The sequence below is a fragment of the Bradyrhizobium sp. WSM4874 genome, from assembly GCF_055811835.1.
This window is the reverse complement of the sequence record NZ_JBVVPR010000002.1, coordinates 145993-157391: the sequence shown is the minus strand read 5'-3', so window position 1 is coordinate 157391 and position 11399 is coordinate 145993. Positions and strand designations below refer to the sequence as shown.

The 11399-nt window shown below is 64.4% G+C and carries 11 protein-coding genes; 2 read left to right on the top strand and 9 right to left on the bottom strand.

The annotated features are described in order from the left end of the window. Positions 1-2: 2 nt before the first annotated feature. Complete coding sequence (xth, locus tag AC0L3P_RS03045; protein ID WP_247462342.1) at positions 3-800, top strand: exodeoxyribonuclease III; 798 nt, start codon at positions 3-5, stop codon at positions 798-800. A gap of 15 nt (positions 801-815) precedes the next feature. Here the strand turns inward: xth and AC0L3P_RS03040 are convergent, their stop codons facing one another. From AC0L3P_RS03040 to AC0L3P_RS03015, 6 genes are all read right to left on the bottom strand, one after another. Continuing rightward, the gene (locus AC0L3P_RS03040) at positions 816-1637 is read right to left on the bottom strand and encodes a tetratricopeptide repeat protein (RefSeq protein ID WP_275171212.1); all 822 of its coding nucleotides are present in this window, start codon (positions 1635-1637) and stop codon (positions 816-818) included. Continuing rightward, on the bottom strand, positions 1624-3348 hold the full coding sequence (ilvD, locus tag AC0L3P_RS03035) for a dihydroxy-acid dehydratase (RefSeq protein WP_473300943.1): 1725 nt from the start codon (positions 3346-3348) through the stop codon (positions 1624-1626). The genes AC0L3P_RS03040 and ilvD overlap by 14 nt, the downstream gene beginning before the upstream one ends. A gap of 1402 nt (positions 3349-4750) precedes the next feature. Further along, positions 4751-5008, bottom strand: coding sequence for a hypothetical protein (locus tag AC0L3P_RS03030; RefSeq protein WP_275171214.1), 258 nt, complete (start codon positions 5006-5008; stop codon positions 4751-4753). Between the two features lie 112 nt (positions 5009-5120). Beyond that, a complete protein-coding gene (locus AC0L3P_RS03025) occupies positions 5121-5333 on the bottom strand; it encodes a hypothetical protein (protein ID WP_275171215.1) in 213 nt (70 codons plus the stop codon). Between the two features lie 150 nt (positions 5334-5483). After that, positions 5484-5660, bottom strand: coding sequence for a hypothetical protein (locus AC0L3P_RS03020; RefSeq protein ID WP_007590638.1), 177 nt, complete (start codon positions 5658-5660; stop codon positions 5484-5486). A 105-nt stretch (positions 5661-5765) separates the two neighbouring features. After that, the gene (locus AC0L3P_RS03015) at positions 5766-7502 is read right to left on the bottom strand and encodes an adenylate/guanylate cyclase domain-containing protein (RefSeq protein ID WP_275171216.1); all 1737 of its coding nucleotides are present in this window, start codon (positions 7500-7502) and stop codon (positions 5766-5768) included. Between the two features lie 324 nt (positions 7503-7826). On the opposite strand from AC0L3P_RS03015, the gene AC0L3P_RS03010 reads away from it, so the two are divergent. After that, positions 7827-10016 carry a lytic transglycosylase domain-containing protein gene (locus AC0L3P_RS03010; protein ID WP_473300942.1) on the top strand — a complete coding sequence of 730 codons (2190 nt, stop codon included), beginning with the start codon at positions 7827-7829 and terminating at the stop codon, positions 10014-10016. 91 nt (positions 10017-10107) lie between these two features. Here the strand turns inward: AC0L3P_RS03010 and AC0L3P_RS03005 are convergent, their stop codons facing one another. The 3 genes from AC0L3P_RS03005 to AC0L3P_RS02995 are packed head-to-tail and all read right to left on the bottom strand — an operon-like array spanning position 10108 to position 11021. After that, positions 10108-10407, bottom strand: coding sequence for a hypothetical protein (locus AC0L3P_RS03005; RefSeq protein ID WP_007590635.1), 300 nt, complete (start codon positions 10405-10407; stop codon positions 10108-10110). A 57-nt stretch (positions 10408-10464) separates the two neighbouring features. Further along, positions 10465-10653, bottom strand: a complete 189-nt coding sequence (locus AC0L3P_RS03000; protein WP_473300941.1) for a hypothetical protein — start codon at positions 10651-10653, stop codon at positions 10465-10467. Further along, entirely contained in the window at positions 10650-11021 is a 372-nt protein-coding gene (locus AC0L3P_RS02995; protein ID WP_473300940.1) for a hypothetical protein, read from the bottom strand. The genes AC0L3P_RS03000 and AC0L3P_RS02995 overlap by 4 nt, the downstream gene beginning before the upstream one ends. Positions 11022-11399 lie beyond the last annotated feature (378 nt).

Here is an 11399-nt window from a genome sequence, read left to right as displayed (position 1 = left end):
AGATGCCCATCAGAATAGCCACCTGGAACGTGAACTCGGTCCGGCAGCGGATCGACCTGTTGCTGACCTGGCTGAAGGAGTGCCAGCCGGACATCGTCTGCCTCCAGGAGATCAAATGTGTCGACGAGGCCTTCCCGCGGCTGGAGATCGAGGCGCTCGGCTACAACGTGGTCACCCATGGGCAGAAGACGTTCAACGGTGTCGCCCTGCTCTCGAAGCTGCGGTTCGACGAGACCAAGTCGGGGCTGGCCGGCGACGACGAGGATGCGCATGCCCGCTTCCTCGAAGGCGTGGTGACGCTCAAGCGCGGAGTGCTGCGTATCGCCTGCCTCTATCTGCCCAACGGCAATCCGGTCGGGACCGAGAAATATCCCTACAAGCTCAAATGGATGTCGCGGCTTCTTGAGTATTCGAAGGAGCGCCTCAAGACCGAGGAGCCGCTGATCCTCGCAGGCGACTTCAACGTCATCCCGCATGCCCGGGACGTCCATAATCCCGCCGCCTGGACCGAGGACGCCCTGTTCAAGCCCGAGACGCGGGAGAGTTTTCAGTCCCTGCTCGGCCTCGGCCTGACCGATGCGCTTCGGGCCGTCACCGACGAGCCCGGGCTCTATACCTTCTGGGACTACCAGGCCGGCGCCTGGCAGAAGAACCACGGCCTGCGGATCGACCATCTGCTCCTGTCGCCACAGGCCAGCGACCGGCTCGCCAATGTCGGCATCGACAGCTATGTGCGCAGCTGGGAGAAGCCGTCGGACCACGTGCCGGTGTGGGCGGATCTCGATCTCGAGGCGGCGTGAGGCCGCCTCGACCCATCACTCCCGGCGGCCCTGCACCCATTGCTCCAGCATCTGCAGGCACATGGCGCGATCGTCGTCGGAGGCCTTTGCGAAGGCGCGGTTGTAGTTTTCCTTGATCCAGGTCTCGTCGCTGCCCGCGCTGTCACGCGCCAGCGTCAGCCACATCAGGCCGCGTGCGGCCTGCCGCGGCAAGCGGTCGCCGTTGAACAGCATCTGGCCGAGCAGCGCCTGGGCCTCGTGCTGGCCCTTCTGCGCGGCGAGCCCAAGCCAGCGCGCGCCGTAGCGGAAATCCTCGCGCGAAGCGTCCGGTGTCTTCAGGTACAGGCGGGCGAGATCGTATTGCGCATCCGCATTGCCGAAATAGGACGCGGCATAGGAGAACATTTCCCGCGCCCGCTCGTGGTCCGGCTTGACCTTCGAGTTCGGGATGCCGCTGAGATAATAGCGGCCCAGCGCCACAAAGGCGTTGGCGACGATCTGCGCCTGCGGCGCGGACGGGCTGTCCTCGGCATGCGCGTTGGCGATGCGGGTGAAATACTCGAACGCGCGCACATCGTCCTGGGCGACGCCGTCGCCATTGGCGTACATGCGGCCGAGCTTCCACTGCGCGATGGGGTGGCCCCCCTCCGCGGCATATTGCAGGGCGCTGAGCGAGGTTTCCTGGGGCACGACTGGCGGTACATTGCGCACCTTGCCTGCTGCGCCCGGCAGGGTCGTGACCACCGGGATGGTCGCATCCTTCTGGCTGACGGGTGCGCCGTCAAAGGCGAGCGCCGGCGCGGCCAGCGCGGTGGCCCCCAACACAAACGCAACGATTGTACGCCTAGATGTCCGCATAGCACTGTTTCTCGTGCGCGCCGCCCGGATGGGTCACTGCCCCACCGACCGCTGGTCCAACCTGCTGAGCATATTTCCAGAGCGCGCCCGTCGTGTGGTTAGTCGCGCGAGCGGTCCATTTGGTCTTGCGCTGGGCAAGCTCCTGGTCGCTCAATTTTACGTTAAGGGTACCGGCGACCGCGTCGATCTCGATGATATCGCCGTCCTCGAGCAGCCCGATCGGGCCGCCGATGGCGGCTTCCGGCCCGACATGGCCGATGCAGAAGCCGCGGGTGGCGCCGGAGAAGCGGCCGTCGGTGATGAGCGCAATCTTGCCGCCCATGCCCTGGCCGGTCAGCGCCGCGGTGGTCTGGAGCATTTCCCGCATGCCGGGACCGCCCTTGGGCCCCTCGTAGCGGATCACGATGACTTCGCCTTCGCGGTAGGTGCGCTTCTGGACGGCCTCGAAAGCATCCTCCTCACGGTCGAAGCACCTGGCCGGACCGGTGAACCTGAGGTTGGACATTCCCGCGACTTTCACGATCGCACCTTCTGGCGCCAAATTGCCCTTCAGACCAACCACACCGCCGGTGACGGTGATGGGCTTGTCTGCCGGGTGCACCACGTCCTGGTGCGGATTCCACTTCACGCTTTTGAGGTTTTCGGCGATCGTTCGACCGGTGACGGTCATGCAGTCACCGTGGAGAAATCCGTTGTCGAGCAGCGTCTTCATCAGAAGCGGTATGCCACCTACTTCAAACATGTCTTTGGCGACATAACGGCCGCCCGGCTTCAAATCCGCGACGTACGGTGTCTTTTTGAAGATTTCGGCGACGTCGAACAAGTCGAACTTGATGCCGCACTCGTGCGCGATCGCCGGCAGGTGCAGTGCAGCATTAGTTGAGCCACCGGACGCGGCGACCACGGCGGCGGCATTCTCCAGCGCCTTGAGGGTGACGATGTCGCGCGGCCGGATGTTTTGAGCGATCAACTCCATGACCTGCTCGCCCGCGGTCATGCAGAAGGCGTCACGAATTTCATAGGGGGCCGGAGCTCCAGCCGAGTACGGCAGCGCCAGCCCGATCGCCTCGGAGACGGTCGCCATCGTGTTGGCGGTGAACTGCGCGCCGCAGGCACCCGCCGAGGGGCACGCCACGCGCTCGATCTCGTCGAGGTCCTCGTCGGATATCGCGCCGACGGAGTGCTTGCCGACGGCTTCGAACATGTCTTGCACGGTGACCTGCTGGCCCCGGAAATTGCCGGGCAGGATCGAGCCGCCATAGATGAAGATCGAGGGCACGTTGAGGCGGACCATCGCCATCATCATCCCCGGCAGCGACTTGTCGCAGCCGGCGAGGCCAACGAGGGCGTCATAGGCGTGACCGCGGATCGTCAATTCGACGGAATCGGCAATGCATTCGCGTGACGGCAGCGAGGAGCGCATGCCGTCATGGCCCATGGCGATGCCGTCAGTCACGGTGATGGTGCAGAATTCCCGCGGCGTGCCGCCAGCGGCTGCCACGCCCTTTTTCACCGCCTGCGCCTGGCGCATCAGGGAGATGTTGCAGGGCGCGGCCTCGTTCCAGCACGAGGCGACGCCGACGAAGGGCTGGTGGATCTGCTCGGTGGTCAGACCCATGGCGTAGAGGTAGGAGCGATGGGGCGCGCGCGCAGGGCCTTCCGTCACGTGACGGCTCGGCAGCCTCTTCTTGATGTCGGTCTTCGCGTCCATCGCAAACCAGTTTCCCCGGCCAACCCTTTCAGACCCGAAAAATCAGAGCCAAGATTTGAATCGACCTTTTGGATCGACCTTGGGGATTTCCCGTCGCCTTCGAGGACCACCGACTGCCGCTAAAACATTAGAGTGATTTTATTCATGTTCGGGTGTGGCCAAAAAGCGGCGTTGATGCGAACGGACAGAGATGATGGTTAAATCCGTGGCGAGTGTTGCGCGGACGGCACAATCGTGGCCTGGAGGACACGGGCGCGCTTACCGCGATACCCCTGCCGGGAGGACGATCCACAACTTAAGGTTTTCAGCACGCGTGCGTCGCCTCATTTCGGCGCGCTAAGAGGCCCGCCAGGTGAGTCGGCGCCTTCAGCATCGCCCACCGCGTCTCCCACATGCGCTAAAGGCGCTTGACGTTGCTGCGCGCGTCGGCGGCACGAGAGCGAGTGTGGCGCACACTCTCTCCACATCGTCATTGCGAGCGTAGCGAAGCAATCCAGAATCTTTCCGCGGCGACAGACTGGATTGCTTTGCTGCGCTCGCAATGGCGGAGTATGAGGCGATAGCGCCGCTCTTCAAGCTCGCATTGAATTGCAGACACAGCTTCGCGTCCTCGCGGCGCAATTCGCCCGAGTTTTGCCTGGTCATTCCACCCTCAAAACAAGAGGGCGCAGGGAAGGCCGGGTGCCGGCTGGCACCCGCGGTCCGCTGCGCGAAAAGCACACGCAGGAAAACCGCACAGCAGCATACAGGTGTAGCCAATCACTCGGCCTTCCCTGCGCGATGGTTGGACGGCTTATGCCGTGCTCTCCCGGGAGCCGAGTTCCTGCTGGCCTCCCTCGTCCTCGCGAAATTCACCGGCACCGCGCCGGTTGACGCAGATGCCACATTCGCCAGGGCTTGACCGTAGCAACGACGGCCAGGACCACACGGTTTTGCCGTACGCACGGCCCCGCCATTTCGCCGCAGTTTTCCCAGCCCTGTCGACGGAGCCGGAAACTTACCGACGAGACGAAGCCTGACAGCGCCGCTCGTCGGAACGAAGTTTTGGGCTCACGGAGAGCAATCCGCCCTGCCCACACCTCTCGCACCCGAACGCTGCCGCGTCCACCGCAAGCCCGGCTCGCGAACGTGACGACCACAAGATCGCCCCTCAAGGATGAGCCGGGATAGTCGACACATACGCCATTTCCGAATTTCGGTAAAGCGGAATATTTTTGCAGATGCGCATTGACACGGACGTGTCGAGGATTGGTCAGATGTTTTGCCCGACGGTCAACCGTGACAGCTTCGTGGCGCCTGGCCGTTCGGGTTCGTCGGAAACGGTCTGGGCGGCAGTCGCGTTGCGGCGCTGGGTTCCGTCATCGCCTTGACTCGACCTCAGCGCCTCACCCTCTTGTCCTTGCTACGCTCGCCCTCTTGCGCGCTGGGCCTGAGCCCAGGCCGTGGTGACGTCGCGCGGCGGGACGTCGACGCGCCGGATCGGCGTCAACTCGCCGGAGGCGGAGATGATCGCGGTCTCCTCGCGGCGGCAGCGCGGGCACACGAAGCGGACCTCGTTTGGCGAAGCCGACCAGCTCGAACGTTTCACATTGGCCGCCATCGGCCAGGCCGCGCAATGCGAGCATGACACCAGGAACCGACCGGGATCGAGCATACCCATTCCAAAGGACTCCGCGTCCTGCCATCCCCTTCAATGATTAATCCATGTGAATCGTTCCGGTGCCAAAACACCGTCAAGGCACCGTCGGCCCCAAATTGGGGGGCGGAGCGGCTCAGTGGGCGCCCTTGAGCGTGCACGACGTGCTGCAGGTGACGGTGTTGCCGTGATCGCACGCCTTGCAGGCAGCGACGCACTGGTTCATGTCGCGGGGATTGAAGGACGTGTAGTTCCGCATCGCGCAGACCGGGGTCGAGCCGGTGATGTCCTGCTCCTGGTTGCAGGCTGCCGTCATGAGTCCAAACATGATGACCGCAAGGAGGCGCATGGGATCGCCCTGTGAGGCACGACAAAACAATCTCGCGAGGCGCGCTGCACCGCAACGTGCAACGGCATTCCCTCAGCGGAGAAGCACAGTAAGCGTCCCCCGCATCTCCATTGAGGATGCGCGCCAAGTGTTAAGAACGGATTGCCGGTGTCAGGCCGCAGCTTTGCTCGCGATGGCCTGCCGCATGTCAACCGCCAATTGGCGGTACTGCTCCGAAAGCTTCAGATAAAACTCGCGCTTGGTGCTGTCGGTGGCGAGCCTGGCGATCAGCTCGCATTCGGCGGTGAGCGTCTCGAACCGTTCGAGCCTGTTCTCAAGTTCTGTCATCGGCGCGTCCCCGTCAAACGCCTCAAGGACACCAAACCTAAGCCCGGGAAATAGGTCACGGCGAACATCGTTATCGAGTAGAATCAATTTTTCCCGCGGGGCCGGCTATTTCTGCTCCAGCCGCCAGGCGCCGTCCCAGCCCTCGCCCGGCGGATTGGCTTCGAACTGCGCAATACGGGCAAGCAGCGCGCGCGAAGGACCGTCGCCCGGGACCGCTTCGAGTGCCCCGTTGAAGGCGGCACGGGCTTCGTCGAAGCGGCGGGCGCGATAGGCGGCGAGGCCTCCGGCGTAGTGCGAACGCAGGCTCTCATGCGGGGCAGTGAGCGCGCCTGCCCGGCCCATCACCTCGAAGATCGTTTGCGGCGCGCTCTGGCCGGCGACCGCAAGACGGTCGACCTCGCGCAATTCGAGCTGCGAGCCGATCGCATCCGCCGTTGCCTGCGAGATGAGGATACGCGTGCCATAGGTCTTGTTGACGGCCTCCAGCCGCGAGGCGAGGTTCACGGCATCGCCCATCACGGTGAAGCTCATCATCAGCTCGGAGCCGATGCTGCCGGTCAGGACCTCGCCGGTCGCGATGCCGATCCGCAAATCGCACAATGCCGGCATGGCGCGGATGCCGAGCAGATCCGGCAATTGCTTCTGCAGCGCGGGCACCTGATCAGCCATGTCGATGGCGGCAAGGCCTGCGAGCAACGCCGGCTCGTCCTCCTCGATGAAGGGCGGGCCCCAATAGGCCATGATGGCGTCGCCGATATATTTGTCGATGATGCCGCGGTTGCTCCTGATCGGACCGGACATCATCGTGAAATAGTGGTTCATCACCCTGACCAGGCCGCGCGGGGTCATGCCCTCGCTCATCGCGGTGAAGCCGCTCATGTCGCAGAACATGATGGTCATGATCCGGCGCTGGCCGTCGATGGCGACCTCCGGCCGGTCGATCAGGCCCTGCACGACCTTGGGATCGATGTAGCGGCCAAAGGTCTCGCGGATGCGCTCGTTGTGCCTGAGCTGCTCGGTCATGCGGTTGAAGGCTGCGGCCAGCTCGCCGATCTCGTCCTGGGTGGAGACGGTGATGGTCTTGTCGAAGCGGCCGGCCTCGACCTCGCGCGTGCCGGCGAGCAGCAGCCGCACCGGGCGCGTAATGCCGCTGGACACCAGGAGCGCAAAGGCAAATCCGAGCACCGCTGCCAGCAAGGTCACGACTCCCGACACGATAATCGCCTGGTATTGCCGACTGATCACCTGCGACGTCGAGAAGAAGACCTGCGTCAGCATGTCGCCGCGGATCGCGTCGACCTTCCGGTTGAACGCATCGCGCATCGAGTCGAGCTGTTCCAGCGTGCCGCGGGCCTCGGCCATGTCCTTGGCCTCGATCTGCTTGAGCAGTTTCGTATTGCCCTCGTCCAGATTGCGCCGCAGCTCGGTGACAGCGCTCTCGATACGAACGTCGAGCCGTGCCAGTGCGGCGTTGTCGGAAGAGGTCCTGGGGTCGTCGATGATGGCGTTGATGAGCTTGCGCGCGGTCTCGGCCTCCTCCTCGAACTTGCGGTCCAATGCCTCGAAATCGCGAAGCCGCGCCGCGTAGGCCTCCTCGTCCGACGCCGTTCCCATCCTCGTCATGACCATTCGCCGCAGCGCCAGCGCCCGCTCCAGCGAGCGGATATTGGCGCGGGCGAGATGGCTGTACGCCGGGATGTAACGGTTGGTCAGCTCGTCCAGGAGGACGCCGACCTGGCTCGACATCACCATCGACAGGATCGAGGTGACCAGCATCAGGACGATCAATCCGAGGGCGATGCCGACGATCTTGCGCCGGATCGACTGGTTGAAAAGCGGCATGGGGTGTGGGCAATGGGCTGAAGGAACTACTATGGAACCCAATACACGCTATTTAGCCGCGGGAATACGCACAATCAGGCCGCCGTGGCGCCGAGAGCCGCCCGCAACCGTCGCGCGAGCCTGACTGGTTAACAAAGGTTAAGAGTCCCCGGCTCTATCCGCCGTCACACGAGTTCCCGCCCTTATCCGTATTTCGCCGCATTGTTGCGGGAGCGTGAGGAATGCGAAACGATGTCGTGTCACCGTTTTTGACGCCGTTTTGATTCTCGAGCCGCATATCGTCGCGGACTTTGGTTTGTACTGGTTTCGCAGGGGGACCACGGAATGAACCAGTGCCTACGCTCGCTCGCGTGTGTCGTTGCCGTGGCCGCCTTGGCCTTCATCCCTACCGAGCTGGCAGCGAAGAGCAGTCACAAATCATCCGCGCCGAAGAAGACGCATGAGGCGAAAGCCGGCAAGCAGCGCCACGCCTCCACCGGCAAAGCGCGGCACGGCAAGCATGCCGAGGCCAAGCGCAACTCGAAGAAGCAGGACGACGCGCCATCGGACAAGTTGGCAGCCCCGCCGCTGACTGGCGATCTCGCCGCGCTGAAGGATGCCATCGATCTCGCGCGGAAGGGCAAGACCGAGGATGCGAGCGCGGCGCGCGACCGCATTGCCGACCCGGCGGGGCAGAAGCTCGCCGACTGGTTCATGCTGCGCCATTCCGAAAGCACGGCGAATTTTAAGCGCTACGCCGCCTTCCTCGCCGCCAATCCGGACTGGCCGAGCAGCGCGCTGCTCCGCCGCCGGGCCGAGGCGCGGCTGTGGCAGGAGAAAGCAGACGCGGCGACCGTGCACAAATTCACGATGGACCGGCCGACCAGCGCCAAGGGCAAGTTCGCGCTCGCCCGCGTGCTGATGACTGAGGGCGACAGCGACAGGGCCGCGCGTCTGGTGCGCGAGGCCTGGCGCACGGACGAATTGTCCGAGCGCAGCGAGGAAGATTCCTACGAAGCGTTCCGCGATCTCCTGACCGCCGAGGATCATCGCGCCCGCATGGACAAGCGCCTCGGCGCCAAGGACTATTCGGGCGCGCGGCGCGCAGCCAAGCGGCTCGGCGAGGATGCGCTCGCGATCGTCAAGGCCTGCGCCGCCGTCACCGGCAAGGCCAGCAAGGCCAAGGATTATCTCGAGGACGTCTCAGCCGAGGCGCGCCGCGACCTCGGCTATGTGCTGTGCCGCGCGCAATGGCATCTCCAGAATGACCGCATCGACGACGCTGCCGAGGTGATCCTGGCCGCCGCACCCGATACGATGGCGGCGCAAGACACCGACGCCTGGTGGCGCGAGCGCCGCCTGCTCGCCCGAAAGCTGCTCGACCAGGGCAAGTTCAAAACCGCCTATGATTTGGTGCGCTCGGCGGCCGTGCCCGCGATGGAAGTCTATCGCGTCGACCATCACTTCATGTGCGGCTGGATCGCGCTGCGCTATCTCGACGATCCCAAGGCGGCGATGACGCACTTCGCCGCGATCGACGAAGGCTCGGCCAACCCGATCGCGCTGTCGCGCGCGCATTATTGGCGCGGCCGCACGGCCGAGGCGATGAACGCAACCGCCGATGCGCGCCTGAGCTATCAGGCCGCGGCGCGCTATCCGACCGCTTATTACGGCCAGCTCGCCCGCGCCAGGCTCGGTCTCGACCGCATCGAGCTGCGCGCGCCCTCGCCCGTGCTGGCAGCAGTCGATACGCCGCCCACGGACGAGCGCGTGCGTGCCGCCGACATGCTGTACGGCGTCGGTGAGCGCGACACGGTGTTTTACTACGCCGAGGATTTCGCCAAGGAGAGTACCGACGTGGCGGCACTCGAGGCGCTCGGCGAACTCGCCGGCCGGCGCAACGACGCGCGCGTGATGCTGGAGGTCGGCAAGTCGGCGCTGGCGCGCGGGCTCGCGCTCGATCACTACGCCTTCCCGACCATCGGCATCCCTAAACATAAGCAGGTCGCGCCCGCGATCGAGCCCAGCGTGATCTATTCGGTGGCGCGCACCGAAAGCTCGTTCGATCAGCGCGACAAATCGGCCGCCAACGCAGTCGGGTTGATGCAGGTGACGCCGGAAGCGGGCCGCGACACCGCAAAGCGCTTCGGCCTGACCTACGACTGGGACAAGATGGTCTCCGATCCCGTCTACAACACGCAGATGGGCGCGGCGGAGCTCAGCGCACTGATGTCGGAATACCGCGGCAACCAGATCATGACCTTCGCCGGCTACAATGCCGGCCGGGGCCGCGTGCGCGAATGGGTGCAGGCGCGCGGCGACCCCAGGGATCCCAAGGTCGATCCGGTCGACTGGGTCGAGCGGATCCCGCTGTCGGAGACGCGCAACTACGTCCAGCGCGTGATCGAGAACGTGCTGGTCTATCGTGCGAGGTTTGAGGCCAGCAGCGTCGTCGCGGCGAAGTCCGAGCAGCGCGTTACGACGCCGAACGTGGGCGCGGTGCCGACGGCATCGGCCGCAGCCGCCGCGCCCTAGCTTCGCGACGCCGGGGCTGGACGCGGCGTGAAGCTGGATGCAGTGACTGCGACCGACCTCTCTGCGCGGGTCCGCATCGTTTGGCGAGCCGTCACCTCCTTCCGTGGTCAGAGGGTTCGTACGCGCGCAGAAATGCTTCCGTCAGCGAGCGCGAGAGCGCGCCCGTCTGCAGTATCCAGTTCCAGCTCGACACCGTGATCGCTTCGAGCGAACTGCGGTAAGGCCAGAGCATTTCCACCGTTGTCTGCTGATATCGACGGTAGCAATCATAGTCGCAGTACCGCCGCTCAGCGGGCACATGGCGGACGTAACTCGCGCCCAGCGGCTGCGCGCACGCGCTGCAGGTACCGCCGTGGCGAGGCCCTTCCTGATTGACGAGCATGAATCTCATCGCGATGTCCTCTCACCCGGACGGCAGATCCACCGCCCGTTTCGCTCTCCTCTCCGCTCAAGACGCCGCTCGTGTGCGCCCCTCGATCAGCGGCGCAGCTTCGCCATGAAGCGCGTAACACTCGTAGCCGCAGTAGGGCAGCAGCGTCTTCGCATCGCGCAGATAGCCGCCGCTGATCTCCTCGCAGCACCAGAGGCAGAACGTTTTGCGGAAAGGGGTCCTGCCGTTCACCACTATGAACCTCATGTGGCACCTCCGAGCGCAAAGCAGTAGACTGTGTCGACGAGAGAGGCGGACGGCGGCGGCGCGCAAAGATGGTTGCGGCCGTCGGGCTTATCCCTGTTTCGCTCGACCTTCTGAGGCGGAATGAGGATGTATTTCCCGTCTTCCCGGCGCAGCGCGTAGATGCTCCCTTCGACTCGCCGTATCTCGGTCGGGTAGCAGTCGGCGTTGTTGCAGCAAGTCAGCACCGGATTGTCCGGCATGTGCCAACTCGAATAGAACTGCTCGTGCAGCAGCAGATCCCGAGGCGGATGACGACGATGTGCGCCATCCTGTCCGGCCTCGTCCGCCTCCGCTCCCGTTATCAACGAAAGCGGCAGCGTGATCGCCAAGAGGAGCTTGCAACTACGGTTCAACGCGCAGCCTCCCGATACAGAATTGCCGAACGCAGCGGATCCGGTGACTGGTGCTTACGCCGCCTGGGACCGAAACAGCCATCGGCGATCGCGTTCGCGGCGCGCCCTGAAGCGATCGAGACATTTCCGGGAGCAAAGCGGCGCTCGCCAGGAATAATACCGGATCAGGCCGAACTTCCCGCTGCAGACGGCGCAGCTTTTTGCGGCGGAAGGGCGCTCGGAGTGTTCGGGCTTATCGCACATGACCTCTCCTCCTGGCCTCTGATGGGCGCCTCTGGCGGTCGAGGATCCCCACGGGCGCTGATGCACAATCATCACGTTCGTCAACGAAATGCGGCTTCTCAATCGTGACCA

Bases quoted from the DNA above. Each gene is read 5' to 3' on its own strand.
- AC0L3P_RS03010 (WP_473300942.1), top strand. From the start codon at position 7,827: ATGAACCAGTGCCTACGCTCGCTCGCGTGTGTCGTTGCCGTGGCCGCC.
- AC0L3P_RS03015 (WP_275171216.1), bottom strand. From the start codon at position 7,502: ATGCCGCTTTTCAACCAGTCGATCCGGCGCAAGATCGTCGGCATCGCC.
- xth (WP_247462342.1), top strand. From the start codon at position 3: ATGCCCATCAGAATAGCCACCTGGAACGTGAACTCGGTCCGGCAGCGG.
- AC0L3P_RS03030 (WP_275171214.1), bottom strand. From the start codon at position 5,008: ATGGGTATGCTCGATCCCGGTCGGTTCCTGGTGTCATGCTCGCATTGC.
- ilvD (WP_473300943.1), bottom strand. From the start codon at position 3,348: ATGGACGCGAAGACCGACATCAAGAAGAGGCTGCCGAGCCGTCACGTG.
- AC0L3P_RS03005 (WP_007590635.1), bottom strand. From the start codon at position 10,407: ATGAGATTCATGCTCGTCAATCAGGAAGGGCCTCGCCACGGCGGTACC.
- AC0L3P_RS03020 (WP_007590638.1), bottom strand. From the start codon at position 5,660: ATGACAGAACTTGAGAACAGGCTCGAACGGTTCGAGACGCTCACCGCC.
- AC0L3P_RS03000 (WP_473300941.1), bottom strand. From the start codon at position 10,653: ATGAGGTTCATAGTGGTGAACGGCAGGACCCCTTTCCGCAAAACGTTC.
- AC0L3P_RS03025 (WP_275171215.1), bottom strand. From the start codon at position 5,333: ATGCGCCTCCTTGCGGTCATCATGTTTGGACTCATGACGGCAGCCTGC.
- AC0L3P_RS03040 (WP_275171212.1), bottom strand. From the start codon at position 1,637: ATGCGGACATCTAGGCGTACAATCGTTGCGTTTGTGTTGGGGGCCACC.